21 protein-coding genes and 1 tRNA gene are annotated in these 21698 nt (G+C 48.1%); 19 read left to right on the top strand and 3 right to left on the bottom strand.

Annotated elements, in window-relative coordinates; translation table 11 throughout:
- The first annotated feature begins 53 nt into the window (after window positions 1-53).
- From ACCC71_RS11030 to ACCC71_RS10965, 14 genes are all read left to right on the top strand, one after another.
- Window positions 54-1319 carry a DUF5716 family protein gene (locus ACCC71_RS11030; protein WP_434309678.1) on the top strand — a complete coding sequence of 422 codons (1266 nt, stop codon included), beginning with the start codon at window positions 54-56 and terminating at the stop codon, window positions 1317-1319.
- 154 nt (window positions 1320-1473) lie between these two features.
- Window positions 1474-2289, top strand: coding sequence for a hypothetical protein (locus ACCC71_RS11025; protein ID WP_434309677.1), 816 nt, complete (start codon window positions 1474-1476; stop codon window positions 2287-2289).
- Window positions 2286-2816, top strand: coding sequence for a shikimate kinase (locus ACCC71_RS11020; RefSeq protein WP_434309676.1), 531 nt, complete (start codon window positions 2286-2288; stop codon window positions 2814-2816). The genes ACCC71_RS11025 and ACCC71_RS11020 overlap by 4 nt, the downstream gene beginning before the upstream one ends.
- Window positions 2779-3252, top strand: coding sequence for a 2-C-methyl-D-erythritol 2,4-cyclodiphosphate synthase (gene ispF / locus ACCC71_RS11015; RefSeq protein WP_434309675.1), 474 nt, complete (start codon window positions 2779-2781; stop codon window positions 3250-3252). The genes ACCC71_RS11020 and ispF overlap by 38 nt, the downstream gene beginning before the upstream one ends.
- A 10-nt stretch (window positions 3253-3262) precedes the next feature.
- Complete coding sequence (ispE, locus tag ACCC71_RS11010; RefSeq protein WP_434309674.1) at window positions 3263-4108, top strand: 4-(cytidine 5'-diphospho)-2-C-methyl-D-erythritol kinase; 846 nt, start codon at window positions 3263-3265, stop codon at window positions 4106-4108.
- A complete protein-coding gene (locus ACCC71_RS11005) occupies window positions 4105-4983 on the top strand; it encodes a Cof-type HAD-IIB family hydrolase (RefSeq protein ID WP_434309673.1) in 879 nt (292 codons plus the stop codon). Before ispE ends, ACCC71_RS11005 begins: the two co-directional genes overlap by 4 nt.
- Window positions 4934-5416: a Cys-tRNA(Pro) deacylase gene (gene ybaK / locus ACCC71_RS11000; protein WP_434309672.1), complete on the top strand. Its 483-nt coding sequence runs from the start codon at window positions 4934-4936 to the stop codon at window positions 5414-5416. The genes ACCC71_RS11005 and ybaK overlap by 50 nt, the downstream gene beginning before the upstream one ends.
- A gap of 85 nt (window positions 5417-5501) precedes the next feature.
- Window positions 5502-6260 carry a zinc-ribbon domain-containing protein gene (locus ACCC71_RS10995; protein WP_434309671.1) on the top strand — a complete coding sequence of 253 codons (759 nt, stop codon included), beginning with the start codon at window positions 5502-5504 and terminating at the stop codon, window positions 6258-6260.
- 175 nt (window positions 6261-6435) lie between these two features.
- The gene (ispD, locus tag ACCC71_RS10990; RefSeq protein ID WP_434309670.1) at window positions 6436-7152 is read left to right on the top strand and encodes a 2-C-methyl-D-erythritol 4-phosphate cytidylyltransferase; all 717 of its coding nucleotides are present in this window, start codon (window positions 6436-6438) and stop codon (window positions 7150-7152) included.
- Window positions 7139-8518 (top strand): DNA repair protein RadA, encoded by a 1380-nt coding sequence (gene radA, locus ACCC71_RS10985; protein WP_434309669.1) that lies wholly within the window; start codon window positions 7139-7141, stop codon window positions 8516-8518. The genes ispD and radA overlap by 14 nt, the downstream gene beginning before the upstream one ends.
- Window positions 8519-8571: 53 nt before the next feature.
- Window positions 8572-8642, top strand: a tRNA-Trp gene (locus tag ACCC71_RS10980).
- Window positions 8643-8919: 277 nt separating this feature from the next.
- Window positions 8920-9597, top strand: coding sequence for a DUF3990 domain-containing protein (locus ACCC71_RS10975; protein ID WP_434309668.1), 678 nt, complete (start codon window positions 8920-8922; stop codon window positions 9595-9597).
- Window positions 9578-10231 carry a helix-turn-helix domain-containing protein gene (locus ACCC71_RS10970; protein ID WP_434309667.1) on the top strand — a complete coding sequence of 218 codons (654 nt, stop codon included), beginning with the start codon at window positions 9578-9580 and terminating at the stop codon, window positions 10229-10231. Before ACCC71_RS10975 ends, ACCC71_RS10970 begins: the two co-directional genes overlap by 20 nt.
- 396 nt (window positions 10232-10627) lie before the next feature.
- Window positions 10628-11554 (top strand): calcium/sodium antiporter, encoded by a 927-nt coding sequence (locus ACCC71_RS10965; protein ID WP_434309666.1) that lies wholly within the window; start codon window positions 10628-10630, stop codon window positions 11552-11554.
- Between the two features lie 14 nt (window positions 11555-11568).
- Here the strand turns inward: ACCC71_RS10965 and ACCC71_RS10960 are convergent, their stop codons facing one another.
- On the bottom strand, window positions 11569-12480 hold the full coding sequence (locus ACCC71_RS10960; protein ID WP_434309665.1) for a LysR family transcriptional regulator: 912 nt from the start codon (window positions 12478-12480) through the stop codon (window positions 11569-11571).
- Between the two features lie 246 nt (window positions 12481-12726).
- On the opposite strand from ACCC71_RS10960, the gene ACCC71_RS10955 reads away from it, so the two are divergent.
- From ACCC71_RS10955 to ACCC71_RS10945, 3 genes are all read left to right on the top strand, one after another.
- Window positions 12727-14445, top strand: coding sequence for a CocE/NonD family hydrolase (locus ACCC71_RS10955; RefSeq protein ID WP_434309664.1), 1719 nt, complete (start codon window positions 12727-12729; stop codon window positions 14443-14445).
- Window positions 14446-14472: 27 nt separating this feature from the next.
- A complete protein-coding gene (locus ACCC71_RS10950) occupies window positions 14473-15735 on the top strand; it encodes an SLC13 family permease (RefSeq protein WP_434309663.1) in 1263 nt (420 codons plus the stop codon).
- Window positions 15736-16363: 628 nt separating this feature from the next.
- Window positions 16364-16744 (top strand): BlaI/MecI/CopY family transcriptional regulator, encoded by a 381-nt coding sequence (locus ACCC71_RS10945; RefSeq protein ID WP_434309662.1) that lies wholly within the window; start codon window positions 16364-16366, stop codon window positions 16742-16744.
- Between the two features lie 192 nt (window positions 16745-16936).
- On the opposite strand, the gene aroB is transcribed toward ACCC71_RS10945, so the two are convergent.
- Together aroB and aroF are read right to left on the bottom strand one after the other, a co-directional pair.
- Window positions 16937-17989 (bottom strand): 3-dehydroquinate synthase, encoded by a 1053-nt coding sequence (aroB, locus tag ACCC71_RS10940; protein ID WP_434309661.1) that lies wholly within the window; start codon window positions 17987-17989, stop codon window positions 16937-16939.
- Window positions 17986-19017 carry a 3-deoxy-7-phosphoheptulonate synthase gene (gene aroF, locus ACCC71_RS10935; RefSeq protein ID WP_434309660.1) on the bottom strand — a complete coding sequence of 344 codons (1032 nt, stop codon included), beginning with the start codon at window positions 19015-19017 and terminating at the stop codon, window positions 17986-17988. Before aroF ends, aroB begins: the two co-directional genes overlap by 4 nt.
- Window positions 19018-19616: 599 nt before the next feature.
- Between aroF and ACCC71_RS10930 the strand changes: the two genes are divergently transcribed.
- Both ACCC71_RS10930 and ACCC71_RS10925 read left to right on the top strand, forming a co-directional pair.
- A complete protein-coding gene (locus tag ACCC71_RS10930) occupies window positions 19617-20159 on the top strand; it encodes an RNA polymerase sigma factor (RefSeq protein ID WP_434309659.1) in 543 nt (180 codons plus the stop codon).
- Window positions 20152-21663 (top strand): hypothetical protein, encoded by a 1512-nt coding sequence (locus tag ACCC71_RS10925; RefSeq protein ID WP_434309658.1) that lies wholly within the window; start codon window positions 20152-20154, stop codon window positions 21661-21663. Before ACCC71_RS10930 ends, ACCC71_RS10925 begins: the two co-directional genes overlap by 8 nt.
- Window positions 21664-21698: the final 35 nt, after the last annotated feature.

Here is a 21698-nt window from a genome sequence, read left to right as displayed (position 1 = left end):
TGCGATACGATAGATTACGCAGCAGAACTTGCAGTGAGATGGGAGGAGCCCCTGTGGAGGGATTGTTATTAGGAATCGATTTATGTGATGATTACAGTCAAATCAGCTGCTTCCGTCCGCTGGATATGGAGCCAGAGCCGGTTGCTTTGGGAGACGATATGTCTTCTGGGCTGATTCCGACGGTGATCTGCAAGAAAAAGGGCGAGGATGCCTGGTATATCGGGGAGGAAGCCTACCGCCTGGCGTTGTTTGGCGGCGGCACCATGGTGGATAAGCTGGTGAAGTTGGTTCGTAAGGAAGGCTACGCTACCATCGAAGGCGTGCGGTATACAGCAGAGGATCTGCTGCGGATTTACCTGAAAAAGATTTTAGAACTTCCAAAGAAAAAATATGATTCAGAAGAGATCGAGAGTTTGGTTTTTACTGTGCAGGATTTGGAAGGGCATTTTCTGGATAAATTGATACAAGTCGCGGAATCCTGCGGGGTGACGCGGGATGCAATTCATATTCTGAGCCACACCGAAAGCTTTATCTATTATGTAATTAGCCAGAAAAAGGAAGTCTGGGCCAATCAGACGTGTCTGTTGGATTTAACGGAAGATGGTTTGCATTATTATGAGATGAAGGTGATTCGGGGGCGAAAACCCCAGGTGATCGAGGCAGATCATAAAAAACTGGAGGAAGGATTTAGCCTGGATGTGCTGGATACCCCGTCTGGGGAGCATTTAGCGGATACGATTTTGACCGCCTGTGCAGAACGCCTCTTTCAAAAAAAATTGATTTCGTCGGTGTTCCTGACCGGAAAAGGTTTTATGAACAGTGATTGGGCATCCGGTTTTTTGAAGGTTGCCTGTAACCGGCGGAAGGTCTTTGCGGGACAACACTTATTTGCCAATGGCGCGGCCTATGTGGCCTTTGACGTCCTACAGGAAGACAGCGCATATCCCTATATTTGTATCTGTGAAGGACGTATTCGGTCTACGGTTAGCTTATATGCCATCTATGGAGGCCGAAAAGAGCAGGTTGTATTGGCGTCGGCGGGCTGTAATTGGTACGAGGCAAAATCTTCTGTGGAATTTATTGTGGACGATGTGTCTATGTTGGATTTAGCTGTAGCGCCGGTCGGAAGCCAGCGGGTGGAAAAGGTCAGCATTTCTTTGGATGAACTGCCGGCTAGACCCAATAAGACGACAAAAATTGAAGTGATCGTCTCATTTTCCGATGAGAGGTGTATGACCGTACGGGTCGTGGATAAAGGATTTGGAGAACTATTCCCTGCTACGGGAAAGGTGATACGTAGAGACTTCTTTATTTCATAGGAAATTTCCTATGAAATAAAGAACGCTCCGCTAGGATCGCACTGCGGCGAAAAGGAAGATGGCAGCAAAGCTGCCCCGCCGCAGGCGGAGAATTTCGCAGAGCGAAATTCTTTCCTGTTTCATAAAAAATTTTATCGTAAGAAAGGAGGCAGCCATGAGCGGACTGATTTTGTGCGACAGCCGGAAAGTAAAAAACCCTTATTATGTGGAAGAGCTGGGAATTCATTTGTATTCCGGCGAAGAGCTTAGTTATTTTATTTATCATAATCTGATGCTCATTGGCGAGGACTTCCTGGATGAGAGGTTATTCCGATTTATTGGCCAGGAGTTGGGGATGACTGGTCTGGAAACGAAGCTCCGGAAATGGGCGGGGCAGGCAGATCAGGCGGAACTGCTTCTGGTGATTTTGCAGGATATCCATTATTACAGCAGCGCGGAGTTGTTTGCTTTTAAAGAGCAGCTGGAACGTTTGTCACGGTCCAGCACGGCGGAACAGATGAAGGCAAAGGCGGATTATTTATTTTCCATGCGCCAATATTATGGGGCGTTACGGCTGTACGATAAGATATTCACACTTCGTAATGATGAGCTCTTAAGCGAGGGATTCCGGGGGAATGTCTGGTTTAATAAGGGTTCGGCGTTGGCTGGGATTTTTTCGTTTGACCAGGCGGCGGAATGCTATGTACGGGCTTACGAACTGCTCCAAAATGAGGAGCCGCTTCGGAAGCTGTTTGAATTGCATCTTTTGGATGAATTGGTAAAGCTGCCGGAGGGGATCTTGGAACATGTGCCGGCGGAGACACAATTTACCTGGAAGACAGAATTGGAAGAAAAGAAAAAGAGAGCCCGCTTTGTTGGACGGGCGGCGGAGGTAGAGGCGTTGATGGAGAAAGACAATATTCGCCGCGCCGCTGGCCTTAAGGATTTAGTCCAAAAGTGGAAAGCGGAATATCAGAGGAGTCAAGGATGACAAATAAGAATATATTTTTTATAGGATTTATGGGAAGCGGTAAGACTACGGTCTCTGCCGCCTTTGGAAAAGCATATGGAAAACAAGTATTGGAATTAGACGATGAGATTGTAGCCAGAGACGGACGCAGCGTCCGCCAGATTTTTGAAGAATCCGGAGAAGAGTATTTTCGCGACCAGGAATCCCGGATGCTTCGCGAGATCACGGACGGCAGCAATACCATTGTATCTTGCGGCGGGGGCATCGTAATCCGGGAAGAGAATATTCGAACCATGAAAGAAAATGGATTTATCGTTCTCTTAAAAGCCAGTCCGGAAACGACGTATCACCGAGTGAAAAATGAGAAGACCAGGCCAATCCTGAATGGCCATATGAATGTCGAATATATTGCGCAGCTGATGCAAAAACGGACCCGTGCCTATCAGGAGGCAGCGGATGTTGTGGTGGAAACCGACGGTAAGAGCGTGGAGCAAGTAGTGAGGGATGTGTATGAAAGTATCCATCGGGCAGGACAGTCATCGATTTGATGGGGAAAATGCGCCGGGAAACTGCCTGCTTGGCGGCGTCCTCTTTGAAGGCGTACCGCCTTTTTTGGCTAACAGTGACGGCGATGTGGTGCTTCATGCTGTGACCAATGCAGTATCTGGTATTACCTGCCGCAATATTCTGGGACCAGTGGCCGATGAGATGTGTCGGGCTGGAATTAGGGACAGCCGAGCATATCTTGCCGAGGCGTTGAAAGATTTGCGGGAGTTCGGTTATCAAATCTGTCATCTCTCCGTCACGATTGAGGGAAAACGCCCGAAAATCGGTCCAAAAGTGGATGAGATGCGCCGGTCTTTGGCCGGCCTTTTGGGCATTGCGGAGAACTCGGTTGGGATTACCGCTACTACAGGAGAAGGGTTAACAGACTTCGGACGAGGACTGGGCGTCAGCGTATTTTGTATTTTAACGGTAGAATGAGGAGGCAGTAATGAAGGTAGAAGCAAGAGGAAAGATCAATTTGACCCTAAATGTGTTTGGGCGCAGAGAGGATGGTTATCACGATTTGGAATTGATTTTTCAGCCGATTTCTCTGAGCGATATTTTGACTGTGGAGAAGAAGGCTGAGCCTGGTTTGGAGTTTACCTGCACGGTAAAAGAACTGGAAAACGAGGACAATCTGGTATATCGTATGTATGAGAGGCTTTTGGAGCGTTATCCGGGAATTGGCGGTCTCCGGGTTCATTTGGAAAAGAGAATTCCCTATGGCTCTGGACTTGGCGGCGGGAGTGCGGATGTAGCCGCTTTGATTCGTGCGGTAAATCAGATGTTTGGCCTTCAACTGGGGCGTAAGGAAATGATGGAGCTTGGAGCGGGCCTTGGAGCGGATGTGCCGGCTTGTATGCTTTCCCGCGCTGCCGTTGGAACCGGGATCGGAGATCAGCTGTCCTTAATTGATACGGAGATGGAATACCCCTTGCTTTTACTTCAGCCGAAAGAACTTTTCAGCACGGCTAGTATGTATCAAAAATTAGATGAGTCTGGAAACTTGTCCCAGGAGCGCCTGACGGATCAGGTGAAACGAGGATTGGAGACGGGAAATTTGTCGGAGATCTGCGACAATCTTTACAATGTTTTTGAGGAGGTTGTCCCAGATAGAGATCGACTTCAGGAATTGAAAGCCTTGTTGGTGGAATATGGCGCTTCCGCCAGCTTGATGACAGGGTCCGGGTCCTGTGTTTACGGTATCTTTAAGGATGCCGCGATGCGCGACCAAGCCTATGAGGATTTGAAAAAAGAGTATCAGGTTTATTCCTGCGAGGCAGTGAATCGATGATTCGCCTGATTGCCCTGGATTTGGACGGCACGACTCTTCGGAGCGATGGAACGCTGTCAGATCGGACGAAAAAAGCGTTAAAAGAAGCAATCAAGCGGGGCGTTCATGTGGTGGTGGCCAGCGGACGTTCTTTTCACTCTTTGCCGCTTTGCCTGCGGGAAATACAAGGGCTGGAATATGCGATCAGTTCCAACGGAGCGGCAATCAGCCGTATGTTGGATGGAACTTGTCTGTACCGGAATTGTATGGAAGAGGAAAAAGTGCTGGAAATCTTGGAACTGATGGAGCCTTATCCAGTTTCGCTGGAGGGCTTTGTGGACGGGGTACCCTATGCGAGCCGGGAATATGTGGAGAACCCGGCTGCCTTTGGGGCGCCTCCGGGTTCTTTTCCATATATTCGAAGGACGAGGCGGCCGGTGGAGCATATCCGGGAATTTATCCGGGAGAATCGAACTCGGGTGGATGCCATTGATATTTTGGCTGCGGACGTGGAATTTAAGCGAGAGATAGAAGCGAGACTTGCGGCTTTGGGAGGTCTTTATGTAACTTCGTCTGTACCTCATCTGGTGGAAATTGGAAACAAGACAGCCGGGAAAGCCTCTGCACTTGCGTGGCTTTCGGAATTCCTTGGCATTTCAAGAGAGGAAATCTTAGCTTGCGGAAATGCAGACAACGACCGGGATATGATTCTTTATGCGGGAGTCGGCGCAGCGGTGGACAATAGTTCGGATAGTTTGAAAGCCGCGGCGGATGTTGTGACGGCGGACAACGATCACGATGGAGTAGCTGTTGTGATTGAAAAAATGGTATTGCGAGGAGAATTCGATGGGAAAAGAAGCAAAGACCAATGCAATGCGTTTATTGGAAAAGAATAAAGTGGAATATAAGGCGTATTCCTATGAGTGCACAGAATTTACCGATGGAATACAGATCGCCGATATTTTGGGGCTGCCTCACGACCTGGTTTATAAGACCTTGGTTACGGTTGGAAAGAGCCGGGAGCACTATGTATTTGTGATTCCGATTGAGGCGGAACTTGATCTGAAGAAAGCGGCGAAGGCGGCTGGCGAGAAATCCATAGAAATGCTTCCGTTAAAGGAATTGACGCCGCTGACCGGTTATGTCCGGGGAGGCTGCACTTCCATCGGGATGAAAAAACAGTTCCCTACCATTGTGGATGCCTCGGCTGAGGCAAGGGAGAAGATTGTGGTCAGCGGCGGCAGGCTTGGCAGTCAGCTGGAGCTAAAAGCGGAAGACCTTATCCGTGTAGCAAGAGCGAAAACCGCCGATGTGGTGACAGAGTCTTAAAGAAATGGGGAGTCCATGTTTGCTGCTTCCTTTTACCAGGAAGCGGTGACGTTTAGAAATGAAAATCATTCAAGGAGGAGATAAGATGGCTTTTTTTGACAAGATTGGAGAGACGATTTCCAGCAAAAGCAAAGGTGTTGCCCAAAAGGCAAAAGATATGGCAGAAGTATCCGATTTGAATAAGCAGATCAATCAGTGCAATCAGAAAATCAATGATTCCTATATGGAAATTGGTTATTACTATTATCAGGCCCACAAGGAGGACGGAGACGACCCCTTTGCCGCCCAGTGCGCGAATATCCGTCAGGCCATGGAGCAGGCGGATGCGCTGCGCATGCAGATCCAGGCAATCAAAGGAGTGAAGGTATGCCCGAATTGCCATGCGGAGGTTCCGAGAGACAGCCAATTTTGCGGATACTGCGGATGCCGGATTACGCCTCAGGGCCAGGCGGTGCCTCAGAATGCCCCATATGGACAGCCGGGGATGGCGTCGCCTTATAGCCAGCCGCAGGTTTTCGAGGGGAATCAGGCCGCGCCTGTCAGCGAACCGGTGGAGCCCCAGGTGATTCCTGCCAGCGTTCCGGCTGAACCGTCTAGTGAATCGATAGAGCCTCAGGTAATTCCTGCCAGCGTTCCGGCTGAACCGTCTAATGAATCGATAGAGCCTCAAGTGATTCCTGCCGGCGAGCCGGTAGAGCCGCAGACGACGTCTACCATCGGCGCGGGGATTGTATTTGATGAGCCGATGGAGTCAAAAGCAGATCCTTCCGTGTGTCCTGGGTGTGGAAGCCCGGTTGATGAAAGCGATATCTTTTGCGGCGAGTGTGGAAGAAAGTTGAAATAAAAGCGAAATTCTTTCCAAGCGGATAGGATGCCTTCCGGCGTCGTTACTGTGAATGAAAGTCAGCTGTGTCTGTCCCCGTATGTCAAGAAAAAGGGAATCTCATTTCCTGAGAGACATACGAGGGCAGGCTTTTTATTCACTAATAGGTAATATGTCTTGGCAGTAGGAGATTGGGATGTTTCAAGAAAAACGAGTGACCGCCGTGCTTTTGGCGGGCGGCAGCGGCTCACGTTTTGGAGGCGCAAAAAATAAGGTATATGTGGAGGCAAATGGACTGCCGATTTTAGAGTACAGTCGAAGGGCGCTGGAAGCCAGTCCTCTGGTAGATGAGTTGGTGATTGTAGTTCGGAAGGAAGACGAGAAAGAGATTCAGAAATTCCTTATTCGCACGAAAAAGCCAGTTCAAATGGTACTAGGAGGGGCCACCAGGCAGGAGTCGGTTTACCATGCCTTAAAAGCCGCGGGAGGCGAAATTGTTCTGATCCAAGACGGCGCCCGTCCCATGCTGACGGAGCGGTATATTCGGGATTGTATCGAACAGATGGCGTTCTATCCGGGAGCTACCATAGCTGTCCGTTCCAAGGATACGATTAAATTGTCAAATACGGAAGGGATCGTAGTCAGTACAACTAGACGGGCGGATACCTGGATTGTTCAGACCCCTCAATGTTTTCAGAAAGAGGTACTGCTATCTGCTCATGAAAAGGAGCGGGGAAATCTGGAAATTACAGACGATTGTATGCTTCTGGAATTGGCTGGTTTGCCGGTAAAGCTGGTGGAAGGCGAGTATTCCAATATTAAGGTGACGACCGGGGAAGATTTGGCATTGGCAGAGCGCTTTTTAGAGTTGCAAGCAGGGGAAGGAGAGGAGCAGGATCATGGCAAAAAGTAAGACGACAGCATTTTTTTGTAAAGAGTGCGGCTATGAATCAAGCAAATGGATGGGCCAGTGCCCTGCTTGTAAAGCTTGGAATGCGTTTGTGGAAGCGCCGACGGCAGCTATGGATAAGCATCCGGGAAAAGTATCCGGGCCTCTTGGTTTGGCAGCAGTAGAGCCATGCCGCTTGGAGGCCGTTTCCGTAGAGCGGGAAGATCGGATTTCGACGGGGTTTGCGGAGCTGGACGGCGTTTTAGGAGGAGGAATTGTGCCGGCGTCGTTGCTTTTAGTGGGCGGCGATCCTGGAATCGGAAAGTCCACCTTGCTCTTGCAGGTTTGCCGGAATCTGGCTATGAATGGAAGAAAGGTACTCTATATTTCCGGGGAAGAATCCTTAAAACAGATTCGTCTGCGGGCGGATCGAATGGGAACCTTTACGGGCGATCTGACATTCCTTTGCGAGACCAGCTTGGATACGATTGCCCATGTGCTGGACAAGCATCGGCCGGAGGTGGTGATTATTGATTCTATTCAGACCATATACCGGGAGGAGGTTTCCGGCGCGCCAGGCAGCGTAGGGCAAGTACGAGAGTCTACCAATGTTCTGTTACAGTTGGCGAAGGGGCTGGGAATCACCATCTTTATTGTCGGCCATGTAACCAAGGAAGGGACTGTGGCAGGACCGCGAATGTTGGAGCATATGGTGGACACGGTGCTTTACTTTGAGGGAGATCGAAACGCTTCTTACCGGATTCTCCGTGGAGTCAAAAACCGTTTTGGCTCTACCAATGAGATCGGCGTGTTTGAGATGGCGGAGAATGGGCTCCAGGAGGTGAAAAATCCATCGGAATTTTTGCTGAGCGGGCGCCCGGAAGAGGCTTCCGGTTCTGTGGTGGCATGCGCCATGGAAGGCACCCGCCCGATTCTTCTGGAAATTCAGGCTTTGGTCTGCCGGACAAATTTCGGCGTACCCCGCCGTACGGCTGCTGGAACGGACTATAATCGAGTGAATCTGCTGATGGCTGTGTTGGAAAAACGTTTGGGCCTTCGGTTATCCGAGTGCGATGCCTATGTAAATATTGCGGGAGGTATGCGGATTTCAGAACCATCTTTGGATTTGGGGATTGTGACGGCCCTGGTTTCCAGCTACCAGGATACGCCGGTCAGCGATCAACTATTGGTGTTTGGGGAAGTCGGATTGTCCGGTGAGGTGCGCGCCGTCAACATGGCGGAACAGCGGGTGAGTGAGGCGGTAAAATTGGGGTTTGAAGCCTGTATTTTGCCCAAAAGCAATTTGGAAGCCATCAAGAGGAAGTTTCCGATTCGGTTGATCGGCGTAAAGAATGTTCAGGAGGCCATGGCTGCTCTGGCAAAAAGCTAAAAATAGTTGACAGACCTGTCAGATTATGATATAAATAGTAGGCAGGTCATTTTAGGGGCATAGTTCAATGGCAGAACAGCGGTCTCCAAAACCGTCGATGTGAGTTCGACTCTTACTGCCCCTGGGAAAAGGAAAACCTCGTAGATATGCGGTCTACGGGGTTTTTTGATGTCTAAAAATGGGGTGGATGAGAGAGGGGATTGGGCGGATTTACGGACACGGCTTTACATACTACATTTCAAATAAGTCTGTGTGTGTCCCGGTTCGGCGTAACAAAAGTTCGTCCTCATCCTGATTTAAATTCCAGTGCAGAATTAAATTTTGCTGGCCTCTTGACAAACTACTTCTGTGGAGGTATAGTATAGAAAGCTACCTCTGTGGAAGTATAGGAGAGATAAAAAATGAGCACACTTATTTTATATCACGGTTCACCCAGTATCATTGAACATCCCATTTTCGATAAGGGAAAAGCATACAATGATTATGGAAAAGGCTTTTACTGCACAGAGCATATTGAACTTGCCAAAGAATGGGCGTGCAGCGAAAATGCAGACGGTTTTGCCAATCGGTACGAAATCGACCTTTCTGATTTAACGGTACTGAACCTTTCTTCGGATGATTTTATGATACTGAACTGGCTTGCCATTTTGATGCTTCATCGGAAAGCAAGATTATCCACCCCACTTGCAAAACGAGGAAAAGACTATCTGATTCAAAATTTTCTTCCGGCGTTTCAGTCTTATGATGTCATTGTAGGATATCGTGCGGACGATTCTTACTTTTCCTTTGCACGCTCTTTTGTGAACAATGAGATATCGCTGAAGCAGTTGGGTTATGCCATGAAACTCGGAAAGCTCGGTGAGCAGTTTGTTTTGAAATCGCAAAAAGCATTTGAAACAATCCGCTTTCTGGACTATGAAATTGCGGATAATACGCTTTATTATGCAAAGCGTAAGGTAAGAGATGACGAGGCAAGAGAAGCATACAATAGAGAACTGGAAAACGAGGATTTGGACAGGATTTTCATGCGGGATATTATACGAGAGGAGATAAAGCCAAATGATCCACGCTTACGCTGAACAGTATCTGCATGACGCCATGACTAATTTAGGCGAAGCTTTTGACTATGCCGTAAACGCCTGCAAGATGAAACCGGACGCTTTTATGGAACTGTTCATTGCCAGCGGCTATGCGGATAAGTTTGGTAAAGGTAATCCAAAGGTTGTTTCGGGTTTTTCAGGAACAGAACTTGTTATAGAGGTATGTTCAAAATCCGGAATTGCTATAGACTTCCCGGAGGCGCAAATCGAATATGACGCATCGGCAGAATACTGGAGCGGCTGGATTCTTGCGTTTTACCAGTGGTACACTGCTCAATCGTTTAAGGATATACACGCAAATATCTCGATGACGGAAGTGCTGAAACTGTACTCCACGCACCATGAAGCGGCAGAAGAAAAGTTTGTAGATACCGTAAACGCCATATTGCGGCGAAAGAAGCAGACAACTAAACTACAGGAACAAAGAAAAAAGAGCGGATACTCGCAAAGAGAACTTGCCGAAAAGTCGGGCGTCAATCTCCGCACACTGCAGCAGTATGAACTTGGCACAAAGGAGATAGGAAAAGCGTCTGCGCAGGCGGTCATCTCTCTTGCCAATGCGCTGGGCTGCCGTGTGGAGGATCTGTTGGATTACAATTTTAAACAAACATGAAGCGGAGTTTTTGCAGGCTATTGACGAAATCCCATTTATTGTATATAATACCGTTGACAAGAAAAACAGCATAATGAGACGAAAAAGGGAGTAGCTTGCATAGAGATATTTTCTATGTTTGCTTAGCCGTCAATACGATTTTCGAATCCGGCTTTGTGATGAAATGGCGAGACTTTGTTGTTATAAAAACAGCAAAGGACTCGTCTTTTTTATTCTATAGGAAATTCCGTTGGAATTTCCTATAGAATAAAAAAGCGCTCCGCTAAGGATGCGCACGAGCGCGAACGGAAGATGCCGCCGATGGCGGCCGCGCTCGGCTTTCAAAGAAGAAGGAAAGCGGTAGATTGCGAGAGTCCGAAGGACGGCACTTACCTTAGAGAAAAGGAGGATTTCCCAATGGAAATAGGTGTACAGGCATTGTTTCTTGCCGCAGGTTTTTTTCTGCTTTTAAAAGGCGCGGATTGGTTTGTGGACGGCGCGGCGGGGATCGCGGCAAAATTTAAAATCCCACAATTGGTAATCGGTCTAACGGTGGTCGCGATGGGGACCAGCGCGCCGGAAGCGGCGGTCAGCATTTCCTCTGCATTAAAGGGAAGCGCCGATATTACGATTGGAAATATTGTGGGAAGCAATATCCTAAATATTTTGATTATTCTGGGACTTTCCGCCGTAATCACACCGCTTGCCATGAATCGCTCTACGCTTTGTTATGAGATACCGTTTCTCTTTGCAATCACGGCCCTTCTTTTGACACAAGGAATGGATGGAACGATTTGCTTTACGGATGGGGTGATTCAAATCATCTGCTTTGTTCTCTATATCGTTTACCTTCTAATCATGACAAAGAAGCATCCAAACAAAGAAATAGAAATGCCAGACCAGAGAAAAGTATGGCAGTATGTTTTTCTGGCGCTGATCGGACTGGCGCTGATTCTTTTCGGAAGCGATGTATCTGTGGATGCGGCAACCACAATAGCGGAAAAGATCGGGATAAGCGAACGCTTCATCGGCTTGACGATCGTTGCCTTGGGGACGTCTCTGCCGGAGCTCTTTACTTCTGTTTCGGCAGCCAAAAAGGGAAATGCGGATATTGCTATTGGAAATATCGTTGGAAGCAATATTTTTAATATCCTATTTGTGGTGGGGCTCTCTTCTGTTATTGTCCCGGTGCCATTTGCCTCGTCGTTTCGGTTTGATATAATGGCTGCGGGAATATCGACCTTATTGTTATTCTTGTTTTGCCGAAAGGATAGAAAATTAAAACGTTGGCATGGTGTGGCTTTGCTAATGGGATATATCGGCTATTTTGCCATGATCTTATGATATCTATCCCTCCGTCATCGAATCATATTTTTGAGGCTCCAATCTGGATTCCAGCGTTTGATTTCCGGTTGATTCCATAAGTCTAGAAGAAATTCTTCTGCAATTTTGGAGAGGACTTTATTGGCAGGAATCGACAGTACGATATTTCGTTCTTGGTCAGTGTGAACGGGAAAGGAGACGTAGTCGCCAATCCGCATAAAAGCCTCCGCGTCGTGTTCCGGTACCACAGAAACCAGATGACTCTGTTTCATGATCGAAAGCAGTACGGCGCGCTCGTCCGTAATGCAGGCCACCTTGGGAGTGAATCCTTCCCTTTGGCAAAGCCGGTAGCCAGGCGGCATTGTTTCAGAATTTGGCGTCACAAAAATAAACTGTTCTTCCGCGATCATGGGAAGCGTCACAAGGCTTTTTTGAGCAAGGGGATGCTCTTTTGACATCAAAATACTGTGTCTTTCGCGGTCTAGGATCAGTTTGCCTCTGGAATCATTTTCAGGGGGTTCGGCAAAGATCAAAAAATCCAAAATATCTGGATCAAAGGAGGACACACTGACACTATTTTTAAAGGAAATTAGTACGTCCGGATGTTTGGTAAGGAAAGCAGAAATGAATGGGGAGAGCATCAATTCGCTTTTTCTTCCTCCGATGGAAATGGTGGAGGATTTTCCTGTGGCAAATAAGTCTCGTTTTACTTGATTCCGATTTAATAATTCAAAGACAGAATTGATATCCCGAAGAAAATTTTGTCCATTTTCATTTAAAACAATACTTTTTCCCTTCCGATCAAACAGCGCGATGCCAAGCTCCGCCTCCAAGTGCTTGATAGAGGTGCTTAGGGAAGGCTGGGAGATATGAAGAGCTTCCGCTGTCTTTGTGATATTTTGATACCGTGCGACTTCCTGAAAATATTTCAATTGTAATAAATTCATACCAATCCTTTCTGCATATCATCTTTCTGGAATCAGATAAAATATATCTTATTATATCTCTTTTCTATTCTATTTACAATAAATACCTTCCATTGAAGATATATATATCCCTGTAAACTATAAATAATAGCCAAATTCGTATTTCCATTCGTTCACAGAAAAAGATATAGTGAATTTAGATCAGAAAAAAGCGATCTTAAATCAATCGCTGTTCAGATATGGCAGCGGATGGAAGGAGGGGAATCTATGAACATATTGATTGAAAAAGATGTTGAGATTCCAATGCGCGACGGCGTGATACTAAGGGCGGACATTTACCGGCCGAATGATGAGGAAAAGCATCCGGCTCTGGTGCTTCGTTCGCCCTATGAAAAGGAAACGCTGGATCGAAGATGGGGGCAGTTAAGCCCCATTGGCTTTGCCAAAGCCGGCTACTGTGTGGTATACCAAGATGTCCGGGGAACCGGGATGTCGGACGGTGATGTGAACTTTTTTATCAACCAGGGGCCGGACGGCTATGATACCATCGAATGGGCGGCAGTCCAGCCATGGTGCGACGGAAAGGTTGGGACATTTGGCCATTCCTTTTATGCCTACACCCAACTGACAGCCGCGGCGGAGCGGCCGCCGCATCTCAAATGTATCTGTCCATTTATGCAGGGCTGCAAGCCGAAATATTCGGGAGGCTTTCTGCCCAATGCGCTTCATGCGGACTGGCTTCTGCAGCAGGCAGAGAGGTACTTAAATCGGATGAACGACCCAGAGAAGCGTGCCGAAGCGGAAACCCAATTAAAGGAACACACGAAAAATATGAATGAGCAGTTCCGCTATGTTCCGGAGATTGATATGCCGGCCATGCAGCTGTACCCCTGGTTTCCCTATATGGAAGAGTACCGGACAAAAGTTGCTGGTTTTGATGATCCAAAGGTTCCTTTGGTAGAGGGAAGGCCCATCGATCTGACGCAGGTTACAACCCCAGCGCTGATGTACTGCGGTCTGTATGATACGTCGTCCAAAAATGGTCCTATTGAAAACTTTGTCACATTGACCAAGGAAAATCCCAATGAAAATGTGCGCCGCGGCACCAGGCTGGTGATCGGCCCCTGGAATCATTCCTGTATTTTCAGCAATCAACAGGGAGAACTCAGCTTCCCTGGAGCGGATGGGGAAAATATACAGATTCAGTCCCACATCATCCGTTTTCTGGATTACTGGCTCAAAGGGGAGAAAACCGGCGTGGAGGAGGAGGCTCCGATTCGCCTGTATGTCATGGGGAAAAATCAGTGGCGCGAGGAGCAGGAGTGGCCTTTGGCCCGGACCGTTTACACGGATTTTTATCTGGGAAGTAAAGAAGGCGCCAACACGCTTCATGGAGACGGAACCTTGTCTCTGACGCCGCCGGAGGGGGGCGCCTCTATGGATTCCTTTGTCTATGATCCGGAAAACCCAGCTCCATCCCGCGCCCCTGGAGGATGTGCCGGCCCGATCCAGGATTTTCGTACAGTCGAGGAGCGCCAGGATGTACTCGTATATTCCACTCCGGCACTGGAAGAGGGAATCGAGGTTGTCGGTTTGGTTCAGGCGGAACTATCCATTTCCTCTTCCGCACCGGACACGGACTTTTTCTGCCGGCTGATTGACGTACATCCCAACGGGAAGGCTTTAAATGTGACAGAAGGAATCGTAAGGGCCAGATACAATAACACGTTTACGGAAAATCTGCTAAGGCCCGGTGAAATTCGGCAGTTGACTGTGGATATGGGAAATACCAGCATCTATTTTGGAAAAGGACATCAGATCCGCTTAGAGGTTACCAGCAGCTGTTTCCCGATGTTTGACCGAAACCACAATACCGGAAACCGCCCTGGAACAGACCGGGAACTTGCGATAGCGACCAATCGGGTGCATCATAGCCTGGAAGCCGTTTCCAAACTGGTTCTGCCGGTGATCCCGGAAGCAAAGTAAACAAAACTGATTTGAGGAGGAAGAGAGATGGAACAATCGTATATTGTGCTGATTATCTTGGCTGTGATGATTTTGGGATTTCTCATCAACAAATGGTCCTATGGGCTGACAACGATGATTTGCTGCGCTTTGCTTGCTTTGACCGGCGTGCTGCCGATTCAAGATGCTTTTGCCGGATTCTGCAATAAGACGTTGATCATGATTGCCTGCATTTTTGTTATCAGCCACGCATTCGGAAAAACAAGCTTTTTACACTCGATTCAAATGAAAATTATGAAAATGCAGGGCGGAAAATCCGCGTTGGCGATCCTTTTGATCTTTTGCGCGCTGATTGCTTTTTTTGCCCAGATGATGGTAGCCACCACGACGGTTGCCCTGATGATTATGCTGCTGGGGATTTTGAGTTCGGACAAGGATCTATGCGCTTCCCGTGTTTTACTTCCCACCGCTTTGCTGGCAAGTATCTGGACCTCAAAAGTACCGGTTGCCATGGGCGCTACCGCATCCTCCCGTTTGAATGCCTTTTTGGAAGCTTACGGAGTTACATTTGGATTAACCGATGTGTTTAAGGCCAGCATCATCACGCTGATACTTTTGTCCGTATACTTTATTTTTGGATATAAAATGCTGCCGAAGAATGAGATTGACGCTTCACAGATTGGAAGTGTCAAAGAATTTGTGGCGATTCCCCGTGGACAGGAGATAATTACTTACATTGTTTTTGTCTGCGTGATGGGCTCCTTTTTCTTTGGAAAAGCACTTGGCGATTACATGTACATGATGCCTGTGATTGGAGTGATTGTACTGCAGATCACGAAAACATTGACCATGAAAGAGGTGTTGCAAAACCTCAGCACGGATATGGTGTTTATGCTGGCAGGTATCTTTGTTCTTTCCGATGCTCTGGTCAGCAGCGGCGCAGGAGAGCTGTTAGGAAATGCGATCAATGGCATTTTAGGAAAGAATCCTTCCAGCGTGGCGATTGTCACCGTGTTTACGCTGGGCAGCGGCATCATGACAAACTTTATGAACAATACCGCTACCTATAACGTTCTGGTGCCCCTTGCGGCAGCAGCATCCGTGGCAGGCGGATTTGATCCGAGGGCAGCGGTGATGGGAGCTGCGATGGCCAGCTACTTTACGATTCTCCCCTACGGTGCCACCAATGTAGCTATGGCTTTTGCAGCAGGTCATTACACGCTGAAAAATACGCTGAAATTTACGCTTCCCTTCTTTCTCATTGCGGAAGTCAGCACGATTCTTTGTGTTTTGTGGCTTTTCCCATGCTAAAGCAGTAAAAGATGGAAGGCTAATTTTGTCTTTATGCCTTAGGGTTTAAAAATCTCAATGTTAAAAAGTATCCGCACATTTTGTAGAGTTTTGGAGCAAGTACAAAATGTGCAGATACTTTTTTATTCTATAGGAAATTCTGTTGGAATTTCCTATAGAATAAAAAGCGCTCCGCTAAGGATGCACACGAACGCGCAAGGAAAAAGCCGCCGATGGCAGCTGCGCTCGGCGCGAGAATTTCAATAGCAAAATCCTATCGAATAAAACGCATTCCCCTAAGGATACACACGAATGCGAGAGGAAATGATAATTGTAAATAAAAGAGAATTTGTATGAAAAAAGCGGATTACAATGGTAATAATTGTGTAAAGTGTAAAAGAAGAGAATATTTGCTATAATTAAGAGGTAGATACGAAACTAAGGAAAATTTAAGATCGAATTGTTACCAATTATGTCCATAAAATTAAGAAAATTTTAAGAAAAAGTACTTATTCGCATATCATTCTCGTGATATCCTAGTTAAGAAATTCTATCTGGTGACAGAAGAATGGATACAAACAGATAAAAGAAAAGACGGGAAAAGCCGGAAGCCAGAATCTACGGCAACACGGCTGCGGAAGGAGGCACGATGAAGCTGTCGCTTGCGCCCGCCGAAGGGCGCGTTATGAAATGTATTTGGGAGTCAAAAGAGGATCTAACTGTTCTGGAAATCACAGAACGAATTCGGGAACAGTACGAGAAGGAGTACGCGAATAATACTGTTGCGACTTTTCTAAAGATTTTAGAAAATAAGGGATTTGTCAGCCGCTATAAGAAACATCATTCCTATCAATATCATGCGGAAGTAAAACTAGAAGATTTTACGGATGCCCAAGTGATCAACCTGAGAGATGAATGGTATGGTGGTTCGGCTTATGAGCTGGCGGTAGCCTTGCTGAAGGTGTCTGATATTCCAAAGGAAGAGCAGGAGAAGTGGCATGCTCTGCTGGAAGAAAATACAAAGGAATAAAATATGCTTGAAGTTGCAAGGCGGCAGGAGAAGATTCTGCTGCCTTTTTTATTTCATAAGATTCGGGTGTCAAAAGGTCTCTCTGGGAAACGTGTCGGAATATTTTGTGGAGTTTCGGAGCGAGTACTTCTAGGATTTCGGTAATTTGTGAAAAGCATTCACAAAAATAAGAAACTCGCTCCGCTAATATTCTTAGAAGCCGTCTTGAAAAAACTGCTCCAGCGCTGCAAGATCAGTAGGGACCAAACGGCATTCTCCAATCCGTTCAGGGAGAACCAGGGTTACTTGACCGCCTTGACGCTTCTTATCCACGGCCGCAGCTTCTGCCAGCTCTCTGGCAGGTGCAGGGCAATCTTTCGGCAGATCCAACCGGTCCAATGCCTTTTTCAGGGCCTGCCAGACAGTCTCCGATGCCAGACCTCGCTGCACGCAGGCGCGGGTGATTACCGCCATTCCGATGGCTACGGCACGGCCGTGGGGAATGCTATAGCCGCTCCAACGCTCGATTCCATGGGCTGCGGTATGGCCAAAGTTCAACTTTTGACGCTCGCCATGGTCCTGTTCGTCTTTTTCTACGGCGGCGGCTTTTATTTGAACGCAACGGGTGATTACCATCTCCGGCTGTGTTTCCAGCGCTCCCTGGGCAATATCTTCCAAAAGTCCGGCATCGGCAATCATTGCCGACTTTACTGCTTCAGCAGCGCCGTCTGCCCAAACGTCGCGGGGGAGAGAGTTTAGGCACTGGGTGTCGCATAGCACCAGCTTCGGCTGCCAGAAAGCTCCCGCTAGGTTTTTCCCTTGGGGGAGATCTACGGCGGTTTTTCCTCCCACGGATGCGTCTACTTGGGCAAGCAGAGTGGTGGGCAGTTGGATGAAGGCCGTTCCTCTCTGGTAGGTGGCAGCGGCAAAACCTCCCAGATCTCCTACGACCCCACCTCCCAAGGTAACGATGAGATCCGAGCGGGTTAATCCTACCTGGGCCAGAAATTGGAGCAGATGCCCATAGTTTTCCAGAGTTTTGGCGCCCTCTCCGGATGGCAGGACAAATTTTCTTACTTGAAATCCGGAGCGTTCCAGACAGGATGTTACTTGGGAGGCATATAACGAATCCACATGCTGATCGGTGACCAGAACAAGGGGACAGGGCGTGTGAACAGACAGGATATACCTCCCGCATTTTCCCAGAAGACCGGGACCAATTTGAACGCGGTAGCCGGAGGTGGTTTTTACTTCTACTGTATTCATAGACGGGCCTCCGAAGCAGCGTGGCAATCGCTGTAAGGCCGGATGGCTTGTACCATACCCACTAGTTCCTGAAAGCCTTGGGGCGTGAGAGACTGGGCACCGTCGCATAGAGCATGGGGCGGATCGTTGTGGACCTCGATCATAAGCCCATCCGCTCCCGCGGCAGTGGCGGCTAAGGCCATGGGTTTTACCAGACCGGCGTCCCCGGTGGCATGGCTAGGATCGACGATGATCGGCAAGTGGCTTAACCGACGCAGTACGGGGATCGCCGATAAGTCCAGGGTGTTGCGGGTATAAGTCTCAAATGTGCGGATGCCCCGTTCGCATAAAAGAACCCGTTCGTTGCCGTTCGCCATGATGTATTCGGCGCTCATCAACAGCTCTTCCAGGGTGTTGGCTAAGCCTCGTTTCAGTAGGATTGGCTTATTGGTTCGGCCCAGATGTTTTAAAAGCTCAAAGTTTTGCATGTTACGGGCCCCTACCTGAATCACGTCTACCTCATCGAACAAGGGCAGATGAGATTTGTCCATGATTTCTGTTACGATGGGAAGGCCGGTGGCCTGTTTTGCCTGAACCAGCAGCCGAATCCCTTTGGTATGCAGGCCTTGGAAGGCGTAGGGAGAAGTGCGCGGTTTGAAGGCTCCGCCTCGTAACAGCGTAGCGCCAGCCTTTTTTACCTCTTGAGCCACGTGAATGATTTGCTCCTCCGACTCAATGGAGCAGGGGCCGGCGATTACCTGAAAATTTCCGCCTCCAATTTTTGTCCCGTTGTCCAAGACGATGATCGTATCTTCTTCCTGAAAACGCCGGTTGGCTTTTTTAAAGGGTTCCTGTACCCGGCGTACCGCTTCCACGATGTCCATCGCCTCCAATTGTCCAATGTCCAGGCGCGATGTATCCCCGACTAAGCCTACAATGGTATGCGCTTCCCCTACCGTCACATGCGGGTCTAAACCAAGCTGGCACATATCGTCTGTAAACTGCCGCAGTTCCTCCGGCGTGGTGTTTCCTTTGAGCAGTACAATCATTTTATTTTTCCTCCTTTTCTTTTTCATTGTTTTCTCCTTTGATTTTTTGCAAAGAGGTTATTCGTGGCGAGATCGCACGAAACGACCGTTTCTTTGGCGCAGGGGATATTCCCTGACATAGTGAACTTTTATTCTACAGGCAATCCCAGAAGAATTCCCTATAGAAAAAGGAACTCCCGCGGCGCGTTTTGCACCGCAGGAGCTCCTTTTTTCCTGATTCATGGGAAGCGATCTTGCCCCTTTTAGGGACAGATTCCGGAAGCCATCCTGTTTTTTGCAAAACACGCCAAAGCCTTATCGGGATAATAGCCGGTAAAGCTAAAAAAGACGTATTGAGTAAAATACAGGGTTCTAGTCATAAGAGTACTTCCTTCCCTTTATGATTGATCGATTTTATGCATGGAATTTATGTGAATTTCTCATGATTGTACTCTTTGATTATATATTTGTCAAGTACTTTTTTGCTTTTTGCAGCAAAATTGCGGAGCAATCATAAGAACTACAAGGAAGCCTTTCTTGAATTTCAAAAAAACGTGGGTTTTGGGAAAGGAGCGTGTATAATAAAATAGAGAGGTTGAGGGAAAGGGAGGGATGGCCGTTTGAATGAGGACGAAATCATTCGTTTAATACGAGAGAGGGATGAGAAAGGAGCCGATGAACTTTTACGTCATTACGCCTCCTTGATGAGATATATTATTGCGCCGATTCTCCCAGCCCAAGAGGATTTGGAAGAGTGCCTTTCAGATGTGGTTTTGCGTGTGTGGGAAAAAATTGACGCCTATGATCCGGAGCGTGGAAAGTGGAAAACATGGCTGACCGCATTGACGCGAAACGCCGCGCTCAATAAAGCGCGGACCCTGAAGCCCACGGAAAGTTTGGACGTTTTGCCCCAGGAACTGGCAGCAGACGAGCTGTCCCCGGAAGAAGCATATTTGCAGCAGGAGCAAAGGCGGGCGATCCAACAGGCCATTGAAAGGCTGCCTTCACGGGAGCGGATTCTCTTTTATCGAAAGTATTATTATCTCCAATCAACGGCGCAGATTGCGTCGGAGCTGGGGATGACCAAGCGGGCGGTGGAAGGAAAACTTTATCGAATCAAGAAAAAACTTCAAATAGCGTTGGGAGGGGATAAGCATGAATGAGCGTGAGTTTGACGAAATGCTGAAGAATTCAGTTCCAGAACTTCCACCGGAAGACGTTGTTTATGAGGCGACGCCATGGCGCGTATCCATGGATCGCATTTTGGCAGGCCTGGCCATGAGCGTGGTTACGATCAATATTTTGGCCCTCAATCATATTTTGCCTACCATCGGTATCCTTTTACAGCTGCTTGGTTTCCGAACGCTTCGCAAGGAGAATAGATGGTTTCAGATCTGCTGGCTTCTCGCGATGCTCCGCACGGTTTGCCATTTCCCTGTCATGATTCTCCAGGCGACGATTTATCGAAATATCCTATATGCCTCTTCTTTGGGGGAGGTGTGGACTGTTCTGAACGTAGCATCCCAGATTTTGCTGCTTTTTTGTTTTTGGAGAGGATTTCTCGCGGTACAAAAAAAGGCGGGTGCTGATGTTCCTACCGGAAGCGCCGGGGCTCTCTTGATCTGGTATTTGGCGATTTTGGGGTTGGCGCGGCTGCAATATAACGGACTGCTTTTTGGCATTGCTATGATCGTATGCTTTATTCTGATTATCCGGAGTCTTTTTCATATTTCCGCAGATTTGGAAGAGAGCGGATATGGAATCCAAGCGGCTGCTGTCCGGATTTCCGACGGAAGGCTTACAAAAATTTTGATCGCTGTTTTGACGGTTGGAATTGCCTGCGGCTATCTCTTATTGGGCAGCTATCCGATGGACTGGCAGCCGGATGGAGAAGAGCAGACCGCCGAGGTGTCTGCGATCAAAGAAAATCTTCTCACGCTTGGGTATCCTGGGGATGCCCTTGAAGACTTGTCGGAGGAGGAGATTCTTGGCTGTAAAGAAGCGCTGCGCGTCGTGGTACATGAGATCGATGAACCGGTGGGCGACGGCCATGAAGTGCGGGAAGTAGAGGGAAATAGCACCTTCATCACTACGGTGTATGATGAAAAGGAACTGCATTTGACAGATGTGGCGGTTGAGCTGGGAGGCGGCGAGTCTCCCCGGTGGAGAATTTTCCATCATTTCCTTTGGAGCATTCATCCGGGATTTTGTGGAACAGAAGCTTTGCAGCTTTGGCCCGCTTACAGGGAGAGTGAAGGATGGGACGCAAGCGGAGAGTTATCGGGTCGTGTGCTTTACGATAAAAATGGAGTGGTTTATACCTCGCCCTTTTACTCGCTTACCGCGGAAAGCTATACGACGGACAGTATATTCTGGGGGGATCGATATGTGCAGAGTATTTTTGCAACGTTCTCCCTGCCGGACAGTGGGGAGCGTCAGCGGGGATACGTTGCCTATAGCATCGAGGAAAAGCACGAAGGATGGATTGTGGATTCGTGGATCAATTATGTGCATCAGAAGAGACTGCTGCAATATCCGGTTCTGACGGCTAAAGAAAGAAGGATGGCCGGCGGCTGGAACGATAGTTATCCATTTATTACCGTGCAAAATGCGCTGCAGTTTTTTGCGACGAAAGATGAGGTAGAACTTTTGAATGGAAACGATTAAGCACGAATCGACAGAATATTGACGGCACTGGCTAT

This window comes from Hominifimenecus sp. rT4P-3, from assembly GCF_051055405.1.
Taxonomy (GTDB): Bacteria; Bacillota; Clostridia; order Lachnospirales; family Lachnospiraceae; genus Pseudolachnospira.
The sequence above is the reverse complement of the archived record's forward strand: the minus strand, read 5'-3'. Positions and strand labels throughout refer to the sequence as shown.